The sequence below is a fragment of the Micrococcus terreus genome (assembly GCF_900116905.1).
In the GTDB taxonomy this organism is placed as follows: domain Bacteria; phylum Actinomycetota; class Actinomycetes; order Actinomycetales; family Micrococcaceae; genus Citricoccus; species Citricoccus terreus.
This window is the reverse complement of the sequence record NZ_FPCG01000003.1, coordinates 1-24779: the sequence shown is the minus strand read 5'-3', so window position 1 is coordinate 24779 and position 24779 is coordinate 1. Positions and strand designations below refer to the sequence as shown.

General features: G+C 69.1%; 20 protein-coding genes and 1 pseudogene. 7 read left to right on the top strand and 14 right to left on the bottom strand.

Annotated features, from left to right (window positions below; genetic code table 11):
* Positions 1-10 precede the first annotated feature (10 nt).
* Positions 11-2653 carry a hypothetical protein gene (locus BM355_RS04540; RefSeq protein ID WP_143109420.1) on the bottom strand — a complete coding sequence of 881 codons (2643 nt, stop codon included), beginning with the start codon at positions 2651-2653 and terminating at the stop codon, positions 11-13.
* Positions 2654-2742: 89 nt separating this feature from the next.
* A complete protein-coding gene (locus BM355_RS04535; RefSeq protein ID WP_091695480.1) occupies positions 2743-3777 on the bottom strand; it encodes a hypothetical protein in 1035 nt (344 codons plus the stop codon).
* A gap of 201 nt (positions 3778-3978) precedes the next feature.
* Here BM355_RS04535 and BM355_RS04530 point away from each other — a divergent pair, with 201 nt between their 5' ends.
* Together BM355_RS04530 and BM355_RS04525 are read left to right on the top strand one after the other, a co-directional pair.
* Entirely contained in the window at positions 3979-4398 is a 420-nt protein-coding gene (locus tag BM355_RS04530) for a phage holin family protein (protein ID WP_091695478.1), read from the top strand.
* Between the two features lie 15 nt (positions 4399-4413).
* Positions 4414-4995 (top strand): DUF421 domain-containing protein, encoded by a 582-nt coding sequence (locus tag BM355_RS04525; protein WP_091695475.1) that lies wholly within the window; start codon positions 4414-4416, stop codon positions 4993-4995.
* A 3-nt stretch (positions 4996-4998) separates the two neighbouring features.
* Here the strand turns inward: BM355_RS04525 and BM355_RS14775 are convergent, their stop codons facing one another.
* The 3 genes from BM355_RS14775 to BM355_RS04510 form a co-directional block, all read right to left on the bottom strand.
* Positions 4999-6798: an HNH endonuclease signature motif containing protein gene (locus tag BM355_RS14775; RefSeq protein ID WP_281247558.1), complete on the bottom strand. Its 1800-nt coding sequence runs from the start codon at positions 6796-6798 to the stop codon at positions 4999-5001.
* 71 nt (positions 6799-6869) lie between these two features.
* The gene (locus BM355_RS04515) at positions 6870-8360 is read right to left on the bottom strand and encodes a hypothetical protein (RefSeq protein ID WP_143109418.1); all 1491 of its coding nucleotides are present in this window, start codon (positions 8358-8360) and stop codon (positions 6870-6872) included.
* A 67-nt stretch (positions 8361-8427) separates the two neighbouring features.
* Complete coding sequence (locus BM355_RS04510; protein WP_143109417.1) at positions 8428-8892, bottom strand: hypothetical protein; 465 nt, start codon at positions 8890-8892, stop codon at positions 8428-8430.
* Positions 8893-9022: 130 nt separating this feature from the next.
* Between BM355_RS04510 and BM355_RS04505 the strand changes: the two genes are divergently transcribed.
* Entirely contained in the window at positions 9023-10108 is a 1086-nt protein-coding gene (locus BM355_RS04505) for an AlkA N-terminal domain-containing protein (protein WP_245760597.1), read from the top strand.
* Positions 10105-10779 carry a flavin reductase family protein gene (locus BM355_RS04500; RefSeq protein WP_091695467.1) on the top strand — a complete coding sequence of 225 codons (675 nt, stop codon included), beginning with the start codon at positions 10105-10107 and terminating at the stop codon, positions 10777-10779. The genes BM355_RS04505 and BM355_RS04500 overlap by 4 nt, the downstream gene beginning before the upstream one ends.
* 36 nt (positions 10780-10815) lie before the next feature.
* Here BM355_RS04500 and BM355_RS04495 read toward each other — a convergent pair whose 3' ends face one another.
* The 5 genes from BM355_RS04495 to BM355_RS04475 form a co-directional block, all read right to left on the bottom strand.
* Positions 10816-13587 carry a cation-translocating P-type ATPase gene (locus tag BM355_RS04495; RefSeq protein ID WP_091695464.1) on the bottom strand — a complete coding sequence of 924 codons (2772 nt, stop codon included), beginning with the start codon at positions 13585-13587 and terminating at the stop codon, positions 10816-10818.
* 270 nt (positions 13588-13857) lie between these two features.
* On the bottom strand, positions 13858-15285 hold the full coding sequence (locus tag BM355_RS04490; RefSeq protein WP_091695462.1) for an aldehyde dehydrogenase family protein: 1428 nt from the start codon (positions 15283-15285) through the stop codon (positions 13858-13860).
* A gap of 64 nt (positions 15286-15349) precedes the next feature.
* On the bottom strand, positions 15350-16831 hold the full coding sequence (locus BM355_RS04485; RefSeq protein ID WP_091695459.1) for an APC family permease: 1482 nt from the start codon (positions 16829-16831) through the stop codon (positions 15350-15352).
* Positions 16832-16942: 111 nt separating this feature from the next.
* Positions 16943-17941, bottom strand: coding sequence for an AraC-like ligand-binding domain-containing protein (locus BM355_RS04480; protein WP_091695457.1), 999 nt, complete (start codon positions 17939-17941; stop codon positions 16943-16945).
* A 95-nt stretch (positions 17942-18036) separates the two neighbouring features.
* On the bottom strand, positions 18037-18627 hold the full coding sequence (locus BM355_RS04475; protein ID WP_091695454.1) for a TetR/AcrR family transcriptional regulator: 591 nt from the start codon (positions 18625-18627) through the stop codon (positions 18037-18039).
* A gap of 187 nt (positions 18628-18814) precedes the next feature.
* Here BM355_RS04475 and BM355_RS04470 point away from each other — a divergent pair, with 187 nt between their 5' ends.
* Both BM355_RS04470 and BM355_RS04465 read left to right on the top strand, forming a co-directional pair.
* Positions 18815-20761, top strand: a complete 1947-nt coding sequence (locus tag BM355_RS04470) for a primary-amine oxidase (protein ID WP_091695452.1) — start codon at positions 18815-18817, stop codon at positions 20759-20761.
* A gap of 14 nt (positions 20762-20775) precedes the next feature.
* Positions 20776-21213 carry a hypothetical protein gene (locus BM355_RS04465; RefSeq protein WP_091695450.1) on the top strand — a complete coding sequence of 146 codons (438 nt, stop codon included), beginning with the start codon at positions 20776-20778 and terminating at the stop codon, positions 21211-21213.
* A gap of 70 nt (positions 21214-21283) precedes the next feature.
* Here BM355_RS04465 and BM355_RS04460 read toward each other — a convergent pair whose 3' ends face one another.
* From BM355_RS04460 to BM355_RS14920, 3 genes and pseudogenes are all read right to left on the bottom strand, one after another.
* Positions 21284-22033, bottom strand: a complete 750-nt coding sequence (locus tag BM355_RS04460) for a hypothetical protein (protein WP_143109416.1) — start codon at positions 22031-22033, stop codon at positions 21284-21286.
* Complete coding sequence (locus BM355_RS14545) at positions 22023-22316, bottom strand: hypothetical protein (protein ID WP_245760596.1); 294 nt, start codon at positions 22314-22316, stop codon at positions 22023-22025. The genes BM355_RS04460 and BM355_RS14545 overlap by 11 nt, the downstream gene beginning before the upstream one ends.
* 249 nt (positions 22317-22565) lie before the next feature.
* Positions 22566-22700: pseudogene (locus BM355_RS14920) on the bottom strand (helix-turn-helix domain-containing protein); the annotation flags it as partial.
* A gap of 94 nt (positions 22701-22794) precedes the next feature.
* On the opposite strand from BM355_RS14920, the gene BM355_RS04450 reads away from it, so the two are divergent.
* Positions 22795-24366: a DUF1846 domain-containing protein gene (locus BM355_RS04450; protein ID WP_091696004.1), complete on the top strand. Its 1572-nt coding sequence runs from the start codon at positions 22795-22797 to the stop codon at positions 24364-24366.
* Between the two features lie 81 nt (positions 24367-24447).
* Here BM355_RS04450 and BM355_RS04445 read toward each other — a convergent pair.
* Positions 24448-24779: integrase core domain-containing protein (locus BM355_RS04445; RefSeq protein ID WP_143109415.1), on the bottom strand; the 332-nt coding region annotated here is incomplete at its 5' end.

The window sequence follows — 24779 nt, the reverse complement described above, 5'->3', positions numbered from 1 at the left end:
GAGCGTCCCGTCAGCGGGCCAGGGACAGCACTCGAGCGGCTCGATCCGCCACATCGCTGTCGCGATCCTGCAGCAGCGCCACGGCCTGTTCGAGACGCTCCAACCGCGGTTCAGCCGCCCCACGCAACCGCTGGCCGATGGTCAGGTTGCCCAGGTCCTCGGCATCACGCCAGGCCGAGTCCAGGGCCCGCTCGTAGAGTCTCTGCTCCGCCTCCTGCGGAGAGCCGGCGGGCCCGGCACCCAGGACGGCCACGCGGTCCAGTCGGGTGCGGTCGAGCTCCAGCAGCAGCTGTCCCAGTTCCCGGCGCACGGTCCGCAGACGACGGCCAGAGCGGCTCAGCGAGCCGATGCCGCGCAGCCCCCAGGCGAAGGACGCGAACGACTCCACGAGGGCGGCCAGGGCCAGGATCAGCACGGTCAGCATCAGGGTCAGCAGCAGCCGGAGGCTCTCCTCGCTGAGGTCCTCCACCAGGTCCGCTGGATCGGTCTGCAGGTCTCGAGCGACATCGGCGAGCGCGCTGGCCACCCGCCCGTCCAGCGAGACCGCCTCCACTCCGGTCAGCAACCCCGGATTCCCACCGCTGAAGGCGTGCCCTCCCACCAGTGGTCGCGGCAGCTGGGTGTCCATCATGGACCGACGCCCGTCCTCCCAGACCAGGATCGGCACGATCACCTGCCCCGTCAGCAGCTCCCCAGTGTCAGGGTCGATCCGCTCGGGGAACTCAGCACGGATGCGTTGCGCTCCCTCGATCACCGAGTGGACCTCCGCATGCACCACGTCTCCTGGGTGCAGCTCCCCGTCGACCGGCTCGGGAGTGACATAGGCCTCCGCAGCGCGGACGGCGACGACCACGTCCAGCTGCTCCGGGAAGCTGCCGTCGATCCGGTCCAGCACCCGCTCAGGGCTGATGCCCAGGTTCGGGCCATCCACCACCAGACTGCGGATGGCCTCCCGTCCCTGCAGGTCCCAGGATTGATGGGGCGTTGCCCGTTCAGCCCACGCGCCCGCCAGCGGCTGGGCGATCACCAGGCTCAGCAGGGTGGCCATCAGCCATCTCCGTCCGGTCAGTCGGAGGCCCTGCACCCCAGCCCCTCCACCGCGGCGCAGCATGCCGGCAGCGATCACGGTGCCCGACCCGCGCCAGCGTTTCCACCACTGCCCACCGCCGCGCGTCGCGGGTGAATCCCCGGTGTCAGAACGAACGGCACTCGACGTCGGGGCGGACATCGCGCCCTCCAGCTCTCCCAGCAGAGCGGTCGCCACGGCCTGGGTCTGAGCCAGAGCGCGCCTGGCTCCTCCGTCCTGGCGGAGCGTCAGGCCCAGACCGTTCCGCAGCTGGGTGTCACTCGATGTGTGACTCGGTTCTCGTTCTGCCGTGCGGCCGAGCGGGAATCGTTCGAGGTCGGATCTGATGCTTCGTGCGACTCCCGTGAGCCGACGCTCGGCCCGGTCCCAATCGCTCCGACCTGAGGCACTGATGCCGGGCGCATCGGACGGGGCGTCCTTCTGGACCACGGCCAGCAGGGCGAGGACCGCCTCGTCCAACTCGTCCAGTCGACCGGGCTGGACCGTTCCTGGCGGCGCCGTGCGCAGGCGCGCCTGCAGGCTCCTCGCCGCCGTGACGAGAGGGTCGGCCACTCGGTCCAAGACGCCCTGCCCTGTCCGGGAACCGGTGAGCACCTCACCGGCGGCCAGGAGTGCCTCGGTCTGCTCGGCCAGCAGTCGGGCCTGCGCCGTGAATCCCGGCACATCCCGAGCCGCGGTGCTCCAGGCCTCGCGTTCGGTGGAGGCCAGGCCGTCGGCGATCTTCTGTTCGCGCCGCACCAGCGGCGTGGTCCCCTCGGTGACCTGACGTCTCAGGCGTTGATAGCCGGGGTGACGCTTCTGCTGCTGAGGGGGCACAGCCACCAGGGTGAGCGCCAGCGCGTCCTCCTCCAGGAGCACCCGGGCGAGGTCGGCCTGTCCTCGCTGGAAGGCTCGACGCACCTCGGCGTCCCGCCGATGCAGCCGCACCCAGACAGTGCCGAGCAGCAGCGCCGCGGCAGCGGTCCCCCCTGTCCAGGCGATCCATGCGGCAGGCACGCGCGGCGCGCCGGAGTAGGTCAGTTCACCGATGTGCCGTGCTGCGGCCACCACCCCTGACGGCCCCTGGCCCACACCCAGGTTGGCTCGGTACAGGCGTGCGACCTCATCGGCCGGTCCGCCGTACTCACGCCAGAACGTCGGCATCTCCGGATGTGCCGCCACCCCGCTGTTGGTCGCTTCTCGGCTGGACAGACCTGAGGAGAGCGGATCAGGGTGAACAGAGAGGATGAGGTCAGCTCCGAAGCCTTCGGTCCCCTCCTGCTGCCGCTGGTGAGCCGTGGTGAAGTACTGGTCCGTCACGCGAAGGGTGACCTGTTCCCAGGACCGCACAGGGGCATCGGCCATGGCAGCGTCCACGGTGGCCTGGGTGATCTGCCAGGGAAGGCCCTCGTCCACGGTGATCTGCACCGTGTGCTGCGGCTGAGCCGTCAGGGTGACATAGCCCCAGATGCCGAGCAGAAAGGGCAGCAGCAACGTCCCCAGGGCCGTCCAGCCCACGGCCGTGGTCATCCGTCGCCCCACCAGCCACCGTCCCAGCCCCCGGCCTGACTTCGCCTGTCGGTTCATGGCCCGCTCTCCCCCTGCGTGCCGGGACCCTGATGGAGGACCTGATGGACGTCGTCGGGAAAGTCCACACGTGGCCGGGCTGCGGCTCCCTACCGGATCAGCTGCGCGAGCAGCTGCAGCGCCGCTTCCAGTCGCTCCTCGATCCCGTGCGCGCCAGCTCTCCGGGGCGGCGCCGCATGACCGGTTCGACTCCTCGGTGCGATCCGGTCCAGCTCCAAGGTGTCCTGCACGATCGTGGTCAGGGCAGGCCTCGCTGAGGGCAATGCGCGCGCGTGAGGTGCGTCCAGGGCCAGGGCAAGGGCCTCGATGACCTGCCGCAGGCGCAGCGCCGGATCTGCTCCTGCAGAGGCATACCAGCGATGATCGGCCCGGTGAGCGGTGACCGCGCGGACCCTGCGTCGCTGCAGCAGGCGCGAGATCACGGCGACTGCGACCAGCAGAAGCACGACGCCGGCCAAGGGAATCCACCGCCCCTGGGTCAGTGATGCCCAGACGCCGCGGTCCGGTGGGGTGGTCTCCTCGACCGCCGTGGTGACGAGCTGCATCAATCCGTCGCTGAGCAGTTCGTCTGCCCGAAGGTCACGTCCTGCCTGCTCGATCCGCTGCGCTGACCCCTCCTCCTTCCATCCGACTCCCTCGCCCACCTCCAGGACCGTCTGCGCCTGCTGCTCGGGTGTGGACGGGAGCGTCACGGTCAGGACGATCCACCCGGGGTCCAGACGCGGGCGGCGTTCGGTGTCCGGGGCCAGGCGTTCCAGCAGCATGCCCGTCCGGCGTTCGGTGATCATCGCGTGGGCGGTGGCCTCTGCGTCTGTTCGGATCTGGTGGGCGGTGTCGGCCTCGTCGGCACTGTCCACGATGAGCATGAGCCGCCGGCCGTCCAGGGGCAGTTGACGGGTGACGGCGATGATCCGACGCTGGTCCACGAGAGGACGCAGACGATGCAGGACCGCCTGGTCGATGCTCTCGGTCACGATGCCGACCGCAGGGATCACCCGACCGTCCTGGGCGATCCAGTCGCCGGAGACGTAGTCCTCATCCAGGACCGCCGGTGGCGGCTCCGTCCCGGGGACGGGCAGTTCGGTGTTCGTGGGGTAGACCGGCTCTGGGGCCTGATCGGCCACGGTCTGAGCACCTGGAACTGGCGAAGGCTGGGCATGAGCAAGACCGGCAGGGAGGCTTCCCGCAATCAGCAGGGTGCACACGGCGAAGAATCAGGCGCAGGTCACGCGTTTCGTCTGCCCGTGCCGGCCCATGGATCGTCCCCTCGGTCCTGTCAGAATCCTGCACCACTCTATCCAGGCCTCGCGTGGGACGATGGATGCATGATCGGTCTGCTGATACGCGTCATCATCAACGCCGCCGCGCTCTGGGTCGCCACCCTGCTGTTGCCGGGCATGGAGGTCTCGTCCGCTTCGGCCGCGGCCGCGACGGGCAATGCGGACGTCGGCCAGATCCTGGCCTTCCTGGCGATCGGCCTGGTGTTCGGCGCCGTCAATGCCGTGGTGAAGCCGATCATCTCGTTGCTTTCGCTGCCGCTGACCTGTCTGACGCTCGGCCTGTTCACGATCATCATCAACGCGATCATGCTGATGCTGACCGTGTGGCTGACCTCGTTCCTGCCCGTCAGCCTGACCATCGACTCGTTCTTCTGGACGGCGGTGCTGGCGGCGATCATCGTCTCTCTGGTCTCGATGTTGGCCAACGGCTTGGTGGGTACCGTCCGCAAGCCCAGCACCCGCTGACCCCTGACGGTGGACATGGACCTGGACTGGACGGCAGTGGGCGAGCGGCTCGGCCTGAACCTGGAACAGGGTGTGGCTGTGGTGATCTCAGCCGTGGGCATCTACCTGGTGTTCCTGCTCCTGGTGCGACTGTTCGGCCAGCGTGTGCTCAGCGGGCTGGGCACCTTCGACATCGTGGTGACGGTGATGCTCGGTGCGGTGGCTGGCCGGGTGATCCTGGGCCACCCGCCGACGCTGGCCGCCGGCGCGCTGGGCCTGTTCACCCTCTTCCTGTTGGAGGCGGCCTTCGGTCACATTCGCGGCACCCTGCGCGGTGCGCGACTGCTGACCTCGGAACCGGTGGTGCTCATGATCGGCGAACGGGAGCTGCCCGAGGCCATGCGCCGCACCCACGTCACCGATCTGGAGCTGCACACGGCGCTGCGCCGTGCGGGCATCCGGAACCGGTCTGAGGTGGCCTGCGTGATCATGGAGCCGACCGGCGCCCTGAGCGTGCTCCGCCGAGGCATCGCGATCGATCCCTACCTGCTCCGCGGTGTCCGTCATGCCGATCTCATTCCTCAGGAACTCGTCCAGGGCGACCACCAGCGTCCCTGAACCTCACCATGGTGGGTCTGGGTGGTCGGCCCAGTACTGGTTGCGGGTCAGCTCCGGCTCATCACCGGTCCTCGAGCTGGCCTGCCTGGACCGGGCGGTGGGGCTGGTGTCCTCGAACCAGGGGATCCCGTGGCGCATGTGGATCCGATACTGGTCATGGTGCACCGCCTGGTGGTGGTGCTCGCACAGCAGCACCCCGTTCTCCACCGTGGTCCGACCCCCATGCTCATAGTGCTGAACATGATGGACCTGACAGTAGGTGGCCGGCTGCCCACACCCCGGAGCAGCACATCCCCGGTCCCGGGCGATGATCGCCCGCCGCAACGGGGCCGGGAACAGCCTCCGGGCCGGCCCGGCATCCACGATCTGCCCCTGAGCCCCCAACACCACCGGCAGGATCTGCGCGTCACAGGCCCACGCCCGGATCACCCTGGGGTCGATCGGACCCGTGAACCCCGCCGTGGACACCAAAGACCCCCGTAAGTCCACCCCACCCGGCGGTGGCTTCCCCGGAGGCTCATACCCGGGCTCCCCTGGCCGCAACAGCTCCGTCGGGACCTCCGGTGGTGGTGGCGGGTCAGGGTGGTCCAAGAGTCTGCCGGCCAGGGTGTCGTAGTCGATCACCGCCATCACCTGCGGGGCATACCCACCCGTATCCGGCAACCCCGAATCCTTGATCCGCAGCGCCGCGCTCAGGGCGGTGATCACCGCATCGACCTGACGACGATTCCGCTCCTCACCCCGCTCCACCCACGGAGCCACACCAGCACAGAACACCTCGTCCTCAGTGGCCCGGTCCTGTTCTTCTGCGCCCTGCGTGGCCTGATCAAACAGGCTCAAGAGATCTGGCGACAGCTCACCGTCCTGACCAGCAGGCCCACCATCAGCGGCCTGTTGGTTCTTCCGGGCCCGCGGATTGGCACCAGCTGAGGCCACGGTCTTGAAGATCTCATGCTGGGCCTGGGTCAGGAACAAGTGCCACAGGAACAGTCCGCCCTCCTCCCGCACGAACCGGGCAGCACGCCCCTGATGCACCACTTCCTGGGGTGGCTCACCGGTGGTGCGCTCCAGGTCGTCGTTGAACCTTGCCAGCCAGCGCTTGCACACCTGGACCATCACCCCCGGACACTCCCGACGCGCCCGACCCATCAACTCCACCTCACCCGCAGCCACCTGCTGCTCCACCCAAGATCTCGACGCCCGCGCCGTGGCCGCCGCGCGCCGGGCCTGGCCCAGGGTCCGAGTGATCACATCCACCACAGAAGGGTCCACCGCACCGGACCACAACGCACCAGACACCTCAGGAAGCGAACCACCAGCCTCTGGACCATCCGAGGAGACCGTCAGGTGTTGGGCCGCCCGGTTCTCCCGCTCCCGGGTCTGCCGGGCCGGCGTGTGCTGGGTCTTCTCCACGAAGTCCGCGGAGGACCGGAACCCGGTCTTCCCCTGAGGCAGCCCCAACCACCGATGCCGGGCCTGAGGATCCTCAAACACCCGGGCCGTATGACCAGCCACCGCCGTCGCCGCACCCTCCACCACCCGCACCAGAGCAGCCACCTGCTCCTGCACCACCGGCAACGTCACCGAACCAGCAGAAGCCACCTCAGACGGGACCTGTGCCTCAGAGACCACCGGAGCCAACGACTCCACGAAATCCGGTCGAACCAGACGCGCCGTCAGTGAACGAGTCACCCGCCCCGCCAGCACCAGAAGCTCCTTCAAGCCCAGAACACCAGGATCGACGCTCACGTTCAGCGGCGGCATAGCCGCAGCCTCATCCACCACCACTGCCACGACCACCACCACCTCCTCCAGCCGACCTCACGAGAACCCGTTCTCCTCGTACAGATATTCGAACACATAGCCCAGACACGTTAAGGAGCGGACCTCCCCCGTCCAGGCACGTCGAGGTCGCGCACCAGGCTCGGGCGGAACGCGCTCTCGCCCGGCACCTCACGGCGCACCGTGGCAGGACGGGGCTTCGACTGCTCCAACGGGTGCTTCGGCTCGGGCCGTGGCTCCCGCTTCAGCTGATAGGTGTGCACCACCGCTGACCCCTTCGTCAGTAGGGAGAACCGTTCCAACGTCGGTGCCAGGGCCGTCTCCTGCTCGCTTCCGTCCAGATCACGGGTGTGCCGCAGGTAGTTGTCGAGCTCATGTTGGGCACCCATGCCCTCGCCCTCGGCCGGTCCCCCGCCGTGGAAGGTCACCGTGGTCCGCCGCGGTCCCCAGTGGATCGGCCGTCCTCCGGCCGCCGCCACGAAGTCCTCGCCGTCGGCCAGGTTGAGTGCCTCCACGGTGTCCGGCAAGGGCATCTCCTCCACCGGTCCGCCCGTGGTCTGCACCGCCTCCACGCGGTACCGCTGGTTCACCCGGGGGTCGTTGGCCACGCGCATGGCGTGCATGGCACCTTGGCTGTACCCCGTGAACACCACCGAATCCCCCGGCTGAGCGCCGGACTGCCGCAGCGCCTCGTCCACTCCCACGGCCACATGCTGCGAGTCGAACACCGCCGCCTCGGCGATCCCGCCTCCGTCGAACGGATTGGTGAACTCCTTCTCCGAGCCGAGCCAGTTCTGTGTCCCCGGCACGGTCACCACGAACACCCGCTCCGGTGCGCCCGGCGTCTGGGTGGTCACCTGTGCCACCTGGATCTCTCCCGGCCCCACGTCCTGTCCGCGCTTCTGCAGCTCCATCAGGTCCACCAGGCTGCCGTCCAGATCCACGCGCGCCTCCCCGGTCCGACCCGCCACCCGCACGGGTCCCAACTGCACCACTCCGGTCTTCGATCCCACCCAGTGCAACGCCGGATAGAGCACCTCAGCGGCCGAGAGCGGCCCAGTCCGACCTTCGTCCCGGTACTGCACCGCATGTGCCGAGGAGACCACCGTGAACGCGCTCCCGAGTCCACCCACGGCTCCGTTCAGCCCCAGGGCGATCAGCTCCGGCATGGCGTTGAACACCAGGCTGTTGACCGGCTGGGGCACCTCCTGTCCTGCGGCCATCAGGGTCCCTGCCGTGATCAGTGCCGGCAGGCCCAGCAGCTTCGTCATCGCCGCGTCCGCCCGCGCCTCGGCCTCCCGGTACGCTGCCGCCGAGCGGTGCACCGCCTCCCGCATCACAGCCGCCTCAGCTCCCAGGGCCGCCAGGCCTCCCGCCAACTGAGCCGTCCGCCCCGCCACCACGGATGCCAACGACGAGTGGCTCGCGGCCAGGCTCATCAGCCCACCGCTCGCCCCGGCCCGCACGGACAGCCCCAGGGCCAGCTCCCCCTGGGCGCCCAGCACCGTGGTTCCCCGTTCCAGCTCGATGATGTTCGCGTGGATGGAGGTGGGCCCACCTTGGATCTGCACGCGCGCGGGCACCGGCCCCGAATACCCCGACGACGGACGGCCAAGTGCAGTCCACGCGTCGCCGTCCAGCATGGGCATCTCAGCACACCCCGCCGCTGAGCACGGTGACGGCGGTCGCCTTGGCCACGGCGATGTTCTGCCGTGTCTGGTCGATCCGGTGCTGCAGCTCGTCGATCGCAGCGCGCGAGGTCAGCACCAGCTCCTCAGCCACCTCGGCCAGCTCACCGGCGCGCAGCCGCATCCGACCGGTGCGCTCGACGAAGGCCTCCCCCGCCGGGGACCGCCAGTCGATCGTCAGCAGCTGCCCCACGGACTCCCCCATCTGCCGGGTCCCCGCAGCCACGCCGCGCAGCTCCTCCACCACCTGGTGCAGCTGGGCCACCGCCGCCTCGAGCACACGCAGCACGGACTCCTCCGGAGCGATCAGCTGGGCCACCCCGTGTGCGGTGTCGCAGAACCGATCCACGGGCAGTGCTGAGGGGACCATCTCGCCCAACCCCACGGACGGCCCTCCGGGCGCCAGATCCCACGGTCTCGTCGTCACGATGTCCTCCCTGGTCGAACAGCATCCATCTCGCTGTCCACCACGCTATGAATCCCTACCCCGCAGTGGTGGGCCAGCCTCCCCGGTTGGGGACCCGGCGCCGTGATCGGTCTGCTGTGCAGGAGAGGACGTGAACTGCCACCCTGCCCAGACCGCCTGGTTCACTGAGCAGATGCCCGCGCGCACGCCCCTCACCGTCGACCTCTCAGCCCCGCACCCCTACGACGCCCCGGGGATCTTCTCCTTCCTGGCCGCCCGTGCGATCGCCGGAGTGGAGTCCACCGACCTGACCGATCCCTGCCGTCTGGTCTACGCGCGCACCCTCGCCCTGCCCCACGGAACCGGATCCGTGGAGGTGACGGCCCGTCGCCGAGGTGGAGGTGGTGCCGGCAGGGGCGGCCGGGCCGCACCGTGGACCCTGACCGCGCGGGTCTCCGCCGCCCCGGAGGACGTGGAGGAGGCCGCGCGCAGGCTCCGGCGGCTGTTCGACCTGGACACGGACCCCCACGTCGTCGACTCGGCGCTCAGCTCCGATCCACATCTCACCCCGTCCGTCCACGCGCACCCCGGTCTGCGCGTGCCCGGCGCGGCGGACGCGCAGGAGCTGGTGATCCGCGCGCTGGTGGGCCGGCAGATCTCCGTGGCCGCGGCGCGCACGCACCTCTCCCGCCTGGCAGCGCGGCTGGGTTCACCCTGTGACTCGCCGTTCGCGGGGCTGAGCAGGATCTTCCCGACATCGGCCCAGTTGGCGCAGCTTCCTCCCTCGCCAGGGCGCGGTGAGAGTCTGGACCCCGACCGTCCGCTGCGGCTGCCGCGCGCGGGTGTCGAAGCGGTGCGCGGGGCGGCCCGGGCGCTGGCGGATGGGGCGATCGACCTGGGCACTGACGAGGGCGCACCCCCGGACGCCGCAGCCCTCCGCGCCCGGCTCCTGGAGCTGCCCGGCATCGGCCCCTGGACCGCCGGGTACATCAGCATGCGAGTGGCCCGGGACCCGGATGCGTGGCTGCCCGGGGACGTCGCCCTGGTGGCCGGTGCTCGTGCACTCGGGATCCTTCCGGCGGCGCAGGGCCGGGCCACCGCACGGGAGCACCGGGCGCTGGCCGATCACGCGGAGAGGTGGTCCCCGTGGCGGTCGTACGCGGTGCTGCACCTCTGGCGCGCAGCGGGTCCCCCCGGAGCCGCACCGGGCACACCGCCTGCCAGACTGGAGCCATGAGCGAGCACTCCGAGGCCCCCGCGCGCGATTCCCACCAGCCCGAACCCCAGCACCAGAACCCCGCACCCCACCGCACCGAGTTCGACCCGGCCGAGCTGGGCGACGCCGAGACCACCCTGTTGGTGAAGTCGATCCTCATCCCCCGGCCCATCGCCTGGGTGGGCACCCTCAGCGCGGACGGCACCCCGAACCTGGCCCCGCACTCGTTCTTCACCGTGGCGTCCGGTCAGCCGCCGATCGTCCTCTTCGGCTCCACGGGACGCAAGGACTCGCTGCGCAACATCGAGGCCACCGGCCAGTTCAGCGTCTCCCTGGTCCCGCACCGCCTGGCCGATCAGGCCAATCAGACCTCAGCCCCCTACCCGGGCGAGGTGGACGAGTTCGCAGCGGCCGTCGTCGGGAAGGAGGACTCGGTGACCATCCGCCCACCGCGCGTGGCGGACTCGCCGGCCGTGCTGGAGTGCACCCTGCACGAGGTGATCCCCGTGGGTGACAGCTTCCTGGTGCTCGGTCAGGTCAGGCACGTCAGTGTGGACACCGCTGTGCTGACCACGGACGCGCGCGGCCGCACCCTGCCGGACGCCCGCGCGCTGGACCCCATGGCCCGGCTCGGACGCAACGAGTGGGCGCGGTTGGGCGAGATCATCGCGCTGGAGCGGCCTCGGGCCTGACTCTCCCCCGCGCCCCCGACCCCCCGCAACTGGAGGTCAGTTATCACCCGCATGAGCCGGATTCAGGCCGCGTGCGGGTGATGACTGACCTGCAGATTCCCCGGCCCGACGACGGCGCAGCAGCTTCTCCAGCTCCACCACTCCCAGCACGGTCGCTCCGATGACCACGCACAGTGCCCAGTCGCCCAGGGTGAGCGGGGACAGTCCCATGATCCCGGCGGTGACGGACCAGTTCATCACAGCCCAGTGCAGGATGAGTGCGGCGATGCTGGAGGCGATCAACAGAGGGTTGCTGAAGGGGCTGATGCCGAACACCGAGCGGCGTTCGGTCCGTGCGTTCATCACGTTGAAGAAGTTGAAGAGGACCATGGTGGTCAGCGCGAAGGTGCGGGCGTGGTCGAGCTCGTACCCGGCGGCCAGGGAGAACCGGTAGACCAACAGGGTGCCCACGGCCATCCACACGCCGGTCAGGGCGGTGCGGATCCACATGGTGCGGTTGAGCACACCTTCGGAGGCGTCGCGCGGGCGTTGGGTGAGCTCGTCCCCCTCGCCCTTCTCGAATGCGAGCGCCACGTCCTGCAGTCCGCTGGTGACGATGTTGGTCCACAGCAGCATGACGGGCAGGAAGATCAGCGGCAGCTCGGTGAACATGTTCGCGGCCACGGCCACCAGGAACGCGGTGGCGTTGGCGAGCAGGAAGAAGCTGGCCTTGCGGATGGAGGAGAAGGTGACGCGCCCCTGCTCCACGGCGTCCACGATGGTCACGAAGTTGTCGTCCGTGAGCACCACGTCCGCGGACTCCCGGGCCACGTCGGTGCCGGAGCGGCCCATGGCCACCCCGATCGAGGCTGCCTTCAGGGCGGGGGCGTCGTTCACGCCGTCTCCGGTCACGGCCACGGTCTCGCCCTGGGCGCGCAGCAGGTCCACCACGCGCAGCTTGTTCTGCGGGGTCATCCGGGCGGCGATCGAGACGGTGCGCAGGCGCTCGGTGAGGGCAGCGTCGTCCAGCTCATCCACCTCGCGTCCGGTCAGCGGCGGTGTGTCCGGACCGGAGTCCAGACCCAGCCGGGCGCCGATCGAGGCGGCCGTGACCGGGTGGTCACCGGTGATCATCATGACGCGGATGCCCGCGCGCTGGCAGTCCGCCACGGCCTCCGGAACCCCGGGTCGGGGAGGATCGGCCATGCCCTCCAGGCCCAGCAGGATCAGCGACTCCGGTTCGGGCAGCTCCTCCGGCAGCTCGGCGCCGTCCGGGATGCGCCGGCACGCGGTGGCCAGCACGCGCAGTCCGTCTTCGGCCATCTGCTCGTTGGCCGCGGCGATCTCCTCGTGCGCCTCCTGATCCAGCTTCTCCACGCCGCCGGGACCGGCCCAGCGGTCGCAGAACCGGAGCACCCGCTCCGGCGCACCCTTGACGTAGAGGACGCGGTCGCCGTCCGGCTCGGTCACCACGGACTGGGAGAACTGCAGGTGCGGCTCATAGGGCATGTCCCGCTCGCGCGCGGTCTCCAGGTCCTCTGGGGCCAGCACCCCGGCGCGCAGGGCGAGAGCGGCCATGGCCACATCCACCGCGTCGCCCTGGAGGGCGTCGGCCGGATCGGCCTGCGCCGCATCACGCCCGCCAGCGTCCCCGCCACCAGCACCGCCAGCACCAGCGGCACCCGCCAGTCGTGCCTCATTCGTGCGCGCACCGGCCCGGGCCACCGCGCACTCCAGCTCGCTCAGCTCGGACCGGTCCGGCCCGTCAGTGAGGTCCCGGAACCCGGCGGCGCTCCAGATCCGCTCCACGGTCAGCCGGTTCTGGGTCAGCGTGCCGGTCTTGTCCGAGCCGATCACTGTGGTGGAGCCCAACGTCTCCACACTGGGCAGCCGCCGGACCACAGCATTGCGCGCGGCCATGCGGGAGACGCCCACACCCATGGCCACGGTCAGCACGATCGGCAGGGCCTCCGGCATGGAGGACACGATCAGCGCCACCGCGGTGCGGAACAGCTCGGAGGCCGGCGTGCCGGAAGCCAGCCCGATCACGAACAGCACCGCCGCGACCCCCAGGATCACCACGGCGATGGTCTTCTCCATGCGGTGGGTGAGGATCTGCAGCGGGGTCTGAGTGGCCTCGGTCTGGACCAGCTCGTTGATCTCTCCGAGCTCGGAGTGCCGCCCGGTGGCAGTGGTGACGCCGGCCGCCCGCCCGGTCACCACCAGGGTTCCGGAGTAGACCATGCAGTGCCGCTCGGCCATGGGGGTGTCCGCGTCCACGGGGTCCACGGACTTGTCCACGGCCAGCACCTCGCCGGTCAGCATGGACTCGTCCACGCGCAGCCCGGAGGTCTCCAGCAGCCGCAGGTCGGCGGGCACCCGGTCGCCGGACTCGAGCAGCACCACGTCCCCGGGCACCACGCTCGCGGCGTCCACCGTCTGCGTGGTCCCCTCCCGGCGCACCCGCGCGGTGGGGCTGGAGAGCGAGCGCAGCGCCTGCACATCCGAGGCGGCCTTGCGCTCCTGCCAGAACCCGATCACGGCGTTGAGGATCAGCGCGAGCAGGATGGCGCCGGTGTCGATCCACTCCTGCATCAGGGTGGTCACCACGGCGGCGGTCAGCAGGAAGATGATCATCGGGCTGGCGAACTGCCGCAGCAGAGTCAGCCACCACGGATCCGGCTTGGCGACCTCGAGCTCGTTGCGACCATGCTCCTCCAACCGCGCGGCGTGCGCGGCGGAGTCCAACCCGTCGGCGGTGGCCTCCAGGTGGTGGAGGACCTCGTCAGAGGGCAGTGCGTGCGGGGGCAGTTCCGTGATCGGGTGCATCAGCTCAGCTTCCGGTGGGGTGCCCCTCCACCCTATCGAGTGTCCCGGACACGCTCCCCGCCTGTACACCCACGTGCATCGAAAGGTCAGAAATCCACCTCATAGCCCCGAATCCGGGGTCTTGCCAGTGATAACTGACCCGCAGTTGCACAAGGGACGGGCACATCACGACGACGGCCACCCACCGTCCCTGTCTCAGGGCACCTGAGGTGCCCCTTGGCTGAGAGGTGGGTGGCCGTCGTCGGGACGGTGCTCTTCTGATCCTGCTGACTACCGGGAGATGACCTTGGGCAGGGCCATCTGCTTGAGCCCCTCCACGCCGAACTCGAGGCCGAATCCGGACTGCTTCACGCCGCCGAAGGGCACGCGGGGGTCGATGGCGCCGTGCTTGTTAATCCACGTGGTGCCGGCCTCGAGCCGTGCGGCCACCTCGGCGGCGGCGTCCAGGTCCGTGCCCCACACGGAGGAGCCCAGCCCGACCTCGAGCCCGTTGGCCCACTCGATCGCCTGGTCCAGGTCGGTGTAGCGGATGATCGGGAGCGCGGGCCCGAACTGCTCCTCGGCCACCAGCGGGTTGTCGTTGTCCAGGTCGGCCACGAGCGTGGTGGGGTAGAAGTATCCGTCCTGGTCAGGGTCCGGATCGCCGCCCACCAGCACGCGCCCGCCACCGTCCTTCGCGGCGCGCACCAGCCGGTCCACGATCTCCCACTGCGCCTTGTTCTGCAGCGGTCCGAGCACGTTCTCCTCCTCCAGCCCCACACCCATCGGCATCTTCTGGGCGACCTCCACCAGCGCCTCGCACACGGCGTCGTACAGCGAGTCCGGAACGTAGAGGCGCTTGAGCGCGGCGCAGGTCTGACCGGTGTTGATGAACGCACCCCAGAACAGTCCCTCGGCCAGCGCCTTCGGGTCCGCATCCTCGAGCACGATCCCGGCGTCATTCCCGCCCAGCTCCAGGGTCAGGCGCTTCAGGTCGTCCGCGGCGGAGCGCATGATCGCCTTGCCGGTCTCCACGGATCCAGTGAAGGTGACCTTGTCGATCCCGTCATGGGAGGTGATGGCCCGGCCGAGCTCACCGTCTCCGGCCAGGACCTGCAGCACGCCCTCCGGCAGGACCTGGTTCATCACGTGGGCCAGGCCCAGCACGGACAGCGGGGTGTACTCGGAGGGCTTGAGCACCACGGTGTTGCCCATGCGCAGCGCCGGGGCGATCTGCCAGATGGAGATCATCATCGGCCAGTTCCAGGGGCCGATGGCACCCACCACCCCGATCGGCGTCCAGTGCAGCTCGGCGTGCCCGGACTCGTCATCCACCAGCACCTCCGGCTCCACGGGGAAGGCGGCGTTCGCCCGGGTCCACGCCGAGCATCCGCCCACCTCGAACCGCGCGTTCGGACCGTTCAGCGGCTTGCCCTGCTCGCGGGAGAGCAGTTCGGCCAGAGTCTCGGCGTTGGCCTCGATCGCATCCGCGGCCCGGTTCAGGTGCTCGGAACGCTCGGCGTGCGAGAGCTTGGCCCACTCCTTCTGCGCGGCGCGCGCCTTCTCCACGGCGGCGTCCAGGTCCGCGGTGGAGGCCTGCGGCGCCCTCCCGACGACGGCCCCGGTGGCAGGGTCCTTCAGCTCGGCTCCCTGCCCCTCGGGTGCCGAGATGGCGGCGAGCAGCTCCTCGTAGGTCAGGGTGGTCTGGTTCTGGGTCATGGTGCTCTCCTTCGAGCTCGGGGGATTCGGTTCTGAGGTCAGGGTGTCAGAGGGGCCGGACGGGTTAGCCCAGCTCGCCGCCGGTGGCGATCCCGGCGTAGGTCTGCGGTCGGTTGGACTTCAGCCACAGCGCCCAGGCGGTGCCGATCGCTCCGGGGGCCAGCACGAGCACGGGGAGCAGCCAGCTCAGCACGCTCTCGCCCTCGGCGCCGATCAGCACGGAGAAGTTCAGGATGATCATCACGAACAGCACGATCAGGCCGATCGCGGCCAGCCCCGGGGCGATCATCCGGGTCCACACGGAGTACTCGTGCTCGAAGCGGCGCAGGTAGCCCACCACCGCCAGGGAGGTCAGGGCCATCAGCAGCACCAGCCCGAACGCGCCCATGTTGGTCAGCCAGGTGAAGAGGGTGACCACGGGGAACAGCGGATCGTCAGACCCGGCACCGGAGATCGCGAAGACGATCAGCACGATCAGTGCCAGACCGGACTGGGCCAGGGAGCCGGCCACCGGGGCGCCGGTCCGCGTGGAGGTGCGGGCCAGCCAGTGCGGGACCACACGCTCGCGCCCCAGGGCGAAGAAGTAGCGGGCCACGATGTTGTGGAAGGCGAGCAGGGCGGCGATCAGGCTGGTCATGAACATGATGTTCGCCAGGTCCATGAACCAGGCCGGGCCGCGCTCTGCCAGGAAGACGAACATCAGGTCCGGACCGTTCTCCTGGGAGGCGGCCACCACGTTCGAGGGCCCCTCGGCCATGGTCATCGCCCAAGCGGAGAACGCGTAGAACACCGCGATCAGGATGATGGCGATCACCGTGGCCCGGCCGGCGGTCCGCTTCGGGTCCTTCACCTCCTCGTTGTAGATGGCCCCGGACTCGAACCCCATGAACGCGGCGATCGAGAACACCAGGGCCGCACCCACACCGGCGGCGAAGAGCTGGTCCGGCAGCAGGCCGTCCGCGGAGATGCCCTCCGGGGCGGCGCTCAGGCCCATCAGGTCGTAGACCAGCACGATCACGAACTCCAGTGCCACGATCACCCCGAGCACCTTGGCCGAGAGGTCCACGCGGTTCACGCCCAGCACGCCCACCAGCACCCAGGCCACGAGCGCACAGGCCCACCAGGGGACAGCCAGCCCGAACTGGCCCTCCAGGAAGGAGGAGAGGACGAAGCCGAACATGCCGGCGATGCCGATCTGCATGGCGTTGTAGGCCACGAGTGCCACGAGCGAGGCACCCACACCGGCCGACTTGCCCAGACCCTTGGCGATGTAGGCGAAGAACGCACCGGCGTTGTGCACGTGCTGGGACATGGCGGCGTAGCCGATGGAGAACAGCAGCAGCACCACGCCCAGCACCAGGAAGGACAGCGGGATGCCCAGCAGGCCGGTCACGGCGAAGTTGCTGGGGACGCCGCCGGCCACCACGGTCAGCGGGGCGGAGGCGGCGATGATCATGAAGACCAGCGAGGGGACGCCGATCCGCCGTGCGCCGAGCTGATCGGCGGTGGTGACGGGCGCGTGGTGGGGGGAGGAGACGGTGGTCATGGTGTTCACCTCAGGGAGATGCGGATGTGTGCTCAGCACCCTGCCCCACAGGGGAGGGATCGGATTGACCGGCGGGGCAGAGCAGTTGACGGTCCGTGCAGGCTCCTCTCCTCAGCTGCCGAGCACCAGGCGCCGGTACCGTGCCGGCGAGTCGCCGAAGCGGTCGCGGAAAGCCCGGGAGAAGTGCGCGGGGTCGGTGAATCCCCAGCGGGACCCGACCACGGCCACAGGTCGCTGCGCGTGGGCGGGATCGGCCAGTTCGGCCCGGCACCGCTCGAGCCGGCGGTCCCGGATCAGAGCGCCCACGGTGGTCTCGGTGGTGGCGAAGAGCTGGTGCAGGCTGCGCACGGAGATGAAGTGCGCGCGGGCGATCCGTGCCGGGTCCAGGTCCGGTTCGGCCAGGTGCTGTTCCACATAGCGCACGACGTCGGCCCGCGTCCGTTCGCGGTCCGCCTCACGGGAGGCGTGTGGTCCCGGAGCGGAGGGCAGCTGAGGTGCGGCTGCCTCAGCGCGGGCACCCAGGGAGTCGGTCACCACGGTGCCGAGCAGGTCGACGGCGTGGTGGACCAGCCGGGCGCCGACGGTCTCGTCCACACCGGGCAGCACCCGGCGGGCGTTGTCCAGGTAGCCGCCCATCATCCCGCCCATGCCGTGCAGGGTGCCGAGATCGGTGGCGGTGAGCTGGCCGATCTGCTCCATCTGGTCGGCCGGTAGCTCCAGCTGCTCGTGGGGGAACATCAGCACATAGCAGGAGAAGGAGCGGTCGAAGGTCAGGGTGTACGGGCGGGAGGTGTCGTACAGGGCCATGCGGCCTGGTTCGAGCACCACCTCTCGACCGTCCTGGATGAGCAGTCCGCGCCCGGCGAGCTGGAGACTGAGCTTGTACAGGGAGTTGCCGCCGGCCTGGATCAGCCGCTCGGTGCGCTGGACGGTGTGCGGGGCGGCGTTCACGGTGGACAGGGCGAGGTCGCCGAGGTCGTACAGGTCCACCGAGCCGCGGAAGCCTCGTGGGCCCGGGCGGCCGACCGTCTCGGTCTCGAGGGGGACGAACGAGCCGGAGATGACCTCGGACCAGGAGTCGAAGTCGGGGGCGAGCGCATGCTGATGCATGACCACTCCTTCACACTGGGATGCCGTCCGCGGACAGCCTGTGGTCCGCATCACATTCTCCCACTGTAGACGCAAACCCCTGGGGCGTCATCGGGTCAGGCCCGCAGCAGATCCAACAGCCCGTCCAGGTGCTCGCCCAGCCGATCGCCGTTGAAGCTGACCGGGTCCACCACCGCTGTCACCTGGGAGCCGAACAGCTGCCCCAGCAGCAGCCCGGCCACCCGCGCGTGGTCCACCCCGTCCCGCAGCTCCCCGTCCGTCTGCGCCTGGTCCAGGGTGGACAGGATCCGCGAGCGCCAGCGGTCCAGCGCGCCGGAGGCCAGGGCGGCCTCGTCAGGATCATGGGCGGCGCCGTTCCAGAAGGCGATCACCAGCCGGGCCTCGTCCACCAGGTCCGGACTGACCGGCAGCACCTCCAGGCACAGGGCCCGCAGCGCCTGCAGCCCGCGCCGACCCCGCAGCGCCTCTTCGATCCTCCGGTCGCTGCGTTCGAACACGTGCTGGTACGTCGCTTCGAGCAGCTCGTCCTTGGTGGCGAAATAGGGCTTCAACGCACCGTTGGCGTAGCCGGCCTCATGGGCGATCTGCCGCATGGTCGCGCCGGACAGCCCCCGCCGGGCGATGATCCGCCACGTGGTCTCCACCAGTTCCTGCCGGCGCTGGTCATGGTCCACGATCTTGGGCATCGCCCCTCCCCCCTGCGCTCACCTGCGGCCGGACACCCGGCCCTGGCCTCTCCCGCCATTCTGGCAGGAATCGCCATCGGCCACGTCTTGCCAGCCGGCCGTCGTCGTGCTTATTGTCTACACCTGTAGATATACATGTGCCCTGAATCACAGCACACCACCCCCCGCCCTCACGAAGGACCCCTCCATGACCACCTCTGCCTTCAGCCTGCAGTCTCCCGAGGAGATCTCCACCGTCCGCACCGTGCTCGAGCGGGAGGGGCTCTTCCCCGAGTCCGCCCGCATGGCCTACCTGGGGCTGGTGGAACCGGCCCGCGACACTCCTGCAGATCAGCCCGTGGACCGCCGGTTCCGCGTGTTCCTGCTGGACGTGGACGGGGGACCGACCCGCGATGTGGTGGTCTCGGCCACCGATCAGAGGGTCGTCTCGAACACCGAACTGGACACCTCCCAGACCGGTGAGCTGCCCGTGCTGGAGGAGGAGTTCGAGGCGGTCGAGCGCATCCTCTCCACCCACCCGGAGTGGTTGGCCGCCCTGGAGAAGCGTGGCCTGCAGGTGGAGCAGGTGCGCGTGGCACCGCTGTCCGCCGGAGTGTTCGAGTACCCCGAGGAGAAGGGGCGGCGGATCCTGCGCGGACTGGCGTTCCTGCAGACCCATGAGCAGGACTCCGCCTGGGCGCACCCCATCGACGGCCTGGTGGCCTATGTGGACGTGACGAACAACAGCGTGGACCAGATCCTGGACCTGGAGGTCATGCCCGTCCCACGGGAGCACGGCAACTACACCGACCCGGAGCTGACCGGCCCGCTGCGCACCAGCCAGAAGCCGATCTCCATCACCCAGCCGGAGGGACCCTCCTTCACCGTGACAGGCGGCAACCACGTGGAGTGGGAGCGCTGGAGCCTGGACGTGGGCTTCGACATGCGCGAGGGACTGGTCCTGCACAACATCTCCTTCCAGGACGGCGAGCGCACCCGCCGGATCCTGGACCGGGCGGCGATCGCGGAGATGGTGGTGCCCTACGGCGATCCCTCCCCGGTGCGGTCCTGGCAGAACTACTTCGACACCGGTGAGTACCTCGTGGGCCAGTGGGCGAACTCCCTGGAGCTGGGCTGCGACTGCCTGGGCGAGATCACCTACCTCTCCCCCACCGTGGTGACCGGACGCGGAGAGCCGCGCGAGATCACCAACGGCATCTGCATGCACGAGGAGGACTGGTCGATCCTCTCCAAGCACTCGGACCTGTGGAGCGGGATCGACTACACCCGCCGCAACCGCCGCCTGGTGATCTCCTTCTTCACCACGGTGGGCAACTACGACTACGGCTTCTACTGGTACCTCTACCTGGACGGCACCATCGAGTTCGAGGCCAAGGCCACCGGCGTGGTCTTCACCTCTGCTCTGCCGGACGGGCCCACGGACTTCGCCTCGGAGATGGCCCCGGGGCTGGGCGCACCGTTCCACCAGCACCTGTTCTCGGCACGGCTGGACTTCGCCCTGGACGGCGGACCGTGCCGGGTGGAGGAGGAGGACGCCGTGCGGCTGCCGATCTCGGACACCAATCCCCGCGGCAACGCCTTCACGCGCAAGCGCACGGTGCTGTCCACGGAACAGCAGGCCGTGCGTGATGCGGACATGTCTGTGGGCCGGACCTGGGTGGTCTCCAGTGCGGAGTCCACCAACCGTCTGGGCCAGCCGGTGGGCTACAAGCTGCATCCGGAGGGGCAGCCCACCCTGCTCGCGGCGGAGGGCTCGTCGATCTACAAGCGCGCGACGTTCGCCTCCAAGGCGCTGTGGGTCTCCCAGTATGAGGAGGACGAGCGCTACCCCACCGGCGACTTTCCCAACCAGCACGCCGGGGACGGTGGCCTGCCGGAGTGGATCGCCCAGGACCGTTCGGTGGACGGCGAGCAGATCGTGGTCTGGCACACCTTCGGGCTGACCCACTTCCCGCGGGTGGAGGACTGGCCGATCATGCCCGTGGACCACGTGGGCTTCCGCCTGCGCCCGGAGGGCTTCTTCGACCGCTCTCCCGTGCTAGACGTTCCCGCGCCGAAGCCCGGTCACTGCGCCCCGGCAGGCGGCGCACCCGGAAAGACAGGCCAGAAGCACGACGGCGGCTCCTGCCACTGAGCGCCCACCTCACCATGAGTGCCTCCCTGCGGACCTGGGCGGCCCGGGCAGCGGCCACCCTGGCACTGGCCGCGGTCCCCTTGCACGTGGTCATGTTCGCCATGGGACACCACGATCCGGTCATCACCACGCTGATGGTGGTGATGACCGGGTGGTGTGCCCTGTGCGCGCTGCATGTGTGGCGCTCCGGGCGGAGGTTCCATCGTCCGCCGGTGATGCACCTGTGGGCGATGGCCGTCACCATGGCCGTGCTGCACGGCGCACTGCTGGCAGGACCGCCTGGACTGACGGGTGGACATCACGGGCACGGTGCTGCCGCCGGGCACGGTGAGGGCGGCGCGCTCATGGTGGGCATCATCGCCCTGGAGCTGACCGTCGCCGTCGTCTGCGCCGTGGCCCTGCGGCGCACTCCCCTCTCCGCGGCACCTGCAGGTCAGTTATCACCCCCATAGCCCCCGAATCGGGCGCTTGCGGGTGATAACTGACCTCGGGATGACAAGGGGCGGGGGATGCTGACCGGGTCTACCCGTCCAGCAGGTCTTCCAGCGCGATGATCGCATCGCTCACATCGTCCCGGTCCAGTCCGGCACGGTCGCAGGCTCGTGGGTCATCAAGTCGCCTGATCAGTCGCCTCATGCGTCGAGAAGCTGTGCCATGCAGCGGTGGCCCAGAGTTCTCGCCGTCAAGGAGTAAGGCCAAGGTGACCGCATCCATCAGATGTCGTTCCCTGTCACGCGAGTCAACCCGATACGCCTCACTCTTGAGGACCAGTGCACCGACGATGTCAGGTGTGGAGATGCGAGACATCCCTGTCTCATGAGTCACCTCAAAGACTTGAGTCCTAGACAGTGCGTTGGTCCCTCCGGGTGCTTCCACCGGCGTCGGAGGTCGCAGCCGGTCCAGCACCCGTGGTGCAACGTGGTCGGCCACCAGGAAATCGACCTGCGTCTCTCCAGCACCGTCCTTTCGCCGGAATCGATGCACTGGTTGACGTGAGTCGAGCCTGGGCACCGCTGTGTAGCCGAGTTTCCGCAGCCCCGATGTCAAGGCATTGAGACTCCCCTGGTTCTCGATCTCCACGTGAACCAGCGTGTCGATGTCCGTGGTGGCCCTGGTCGGCTCCATGTCGTTGACATACTGGACCATCAGCCCGCCGATGAGAGACCAGTGCTGACTGCCGACCGTGTTCTCCAACTCGAAGTCGGCGGGCCAGGGAAACGGCCAATGACCGCCGTCCACGGGGACGACTGGTCGACCGAAATCAGAGTTCACGGGTCAACCTCTCCAGCATGTCTCGACCACTGCTTCGCTCCCGGACATCCTCGGAATCCATCAGGTCCACAGCGACCACCGGCAGTGTCCCCAGAAGATGATCGACCCTCAGGCCGGCTGGCAGGGCCCGAACCGTCGCATTGCCTCCCGCATTCAACACGAGCCTGCACCGCCTGACGATGTCATCCAGCGGGCCACGGGTGTAGCCATCGACTCGCCGTGACTCGGCGCTTTGCACCAGACCGAACTGACGCGCCTCGTGATCATCTTCGAGGGAGCTCACGCCAGTGGGTGTCACCATCTGGCGCAGGCGAGACGCACCTCTCTCACTGGCGTGAAACCGAAAGACCTCCGCTCGGTGGGCGGCCAGACGGTGGAGCCGCTCTGGGTCAAGGCTCCGCAGCCGCTGCTTGAGCCGGGACCTCCGAGGCTGATCCACCAAGTCCGTGTCCAGTCCGGTGAGCAGTTCAAGGGCCGCCCAGGCAGTGCGCGCAGACCACAGCCTGCCCGGGCTGCGGGACTGTCGCGCCACCCTGGCCACGTCAGCGGGATCGAAGACATGTGCACCGCCGATCCTCCTTGAAGACAGCACTCCACGCGCGGCAAGCCGCCTGACTTCGCGCTCCGATACCTCGAGTCGCGCTGCGACCTCTCCGGTGGTCAACATGCATCAATACTACCGAGAGCGGACCTATTAGTACATACTCGTCGTCGGGAATCTCACCCTCGGTGACCCACCCACCTGGACTACCGTGGTGGGGGTGAGCAGCCAGCCTTCCTCCCCCGCCGTCCAGACCCCCACTGACCCCGCCGCGGAGGCCGCGCCTCACCTCACGGGCCCAGCACGGCCGGTCGGGTTCGACCGGGAGCGGTACATCGAGCTGCAGTCGCGGCACATCCAGGAGCGGCGCGAGCGGATCGGCGGCAAGCTCTACCTGGAGATGGGCGGCAAGCTCTTCGACGACTTCCACGCCTCCCGCGTCCTGCCGGGGTTCACGCCGGACAACAAGATCGCCATGCTCGAGCGGCTCGCGGACGAGCTGGAGATCATGGTGTGCATCAACGCCAAGGACCTGGAGCGGCAGAAGGTGCGCGCGGACCTGGGCATCCCCTACGAGGAGGACGTGCTGCGCCTGGTGGATGTCTTCCGCGAGCGCGGGTTCCTGGTGGAGCACGTGGTGATGACCCAGTTGGAGGAGTCCAACCACGTGGCGCACGCGTTCGGGGAGCGGTTGACCCGGCTGGGCCTGAAGGTCGCGCGGCACCGGGTGATCCCGGGATACCCGCAGGACACGGCGCGGATCGTCTCCGAGGAGGGCTTCGGGCAGAACGAGTACTCGGAGACCACGCGCGATCTGATCGTGGTGACGGCGCCGGGTCCGGGCTCGGGCAAGCTGGCCACCTGCCTCTCGCAGATCTATCACGACCACCAGCGCGGGGTGGCCTCCGGGTACGCCAAGTTCGAGACCTTCCCCATCTGGAACCTCCCGTTGGAGCACCCGGTCAACCTGGCGTACGAGGCGGCCACGGCAGACCTGGATGACGTGAACCTGATCGACCCGTTCCATCTGAGCGCGTACGGCGAGCAGGCCACCAACTACAACCGGGACGTGGAGGTCTTCCCGCTGCTCAAGGCCCTGCTGATCCAGCTCACCGGCTCCTCCCCGTACGAGTCCCCCACGGACATGGGCGTGAACCTGGTGGGACGGTGCATCGTGGACGACGAGGTCTGCCGGGACGCCTCCCGTCAGGAGATCATCCGCCGCTACTACAAGGCGCTCGTGGAGGAGCGGGAGTCCGAGCGGGACGCGGATGCCTCCGAACGCATCGCCATCGTGATGGCCAAGGCGGAATGCACGCCTGAGGATCGGGCCGTCGTCGGGCCTGCCGTGGCCGTGGAGGAGCGCACCGGTGAGCCGGGTTCGGCCATGGAGCTGGCGGACGGGCGCATCGTGACGGGCAAGACCACCGAGCTGCTGGGCTGTTCGGCGGCCATGGTGCTCAACGCGCTCAAGCAGCTGGCCGGGATCGACGATGACGTGCACCTGCTCTCGCCGGAGTCGATCGAGCCGATCCAGACCCTGAAGACCGAGCACCTCGGCTCACGCAATCCGCGCCTGCACACAGATGAGGTGCTGATCGCGCTGTCCGTCTCGGCAGGATCCAACGACGACGCCCGCCGCGCCCTCGGTCAGCTCGCCAACCTGCGGGGCTGCGATGTGCACACCACCACGATCCTGGGCCCGGTGGACGAGGGCATCTTCCGTTCGCTGGGGGTCCTGGTCACCTCCGAGCCGCGGTACCAGCGCAAGGCGCTGTACCGGAAGAAGTAGGCGCCGCCCTCACTTCGCATCTGGAGGTCAGTTATCACTCTCATCGGCTGCTTTCGACGGGTGTCAACCTGTTGTGAACCGTTAGTGGGATATGAGGGTGTGAATGGTCGGGGGTAGCTTCAGTCGGGAGCCGTCGTTGGCGAGATTGATCGTGGCCCGAGCTGGTGGGGTCAGGACGGTTGGTTCCTGGCGGTAGCGGCGTGGATGTGCCCGGTAGTGAGCGTGCATGGCTTGCTGCCGGGCCGCCGCCTGCTGTGTCCAGCTCCCGTCGTGCATGGAGGCTGGGGTGTATCCGGCCAGAGCGGAATGGCGGTGTTCGGTGTTGTACCAGCAGACCCAGTCCGTGACCCAGGTCTGGGCGTGGTCGATGTCTTGGAAGACTCCGGGGTAGTGCTGGGAGCCCTTCACGGTGC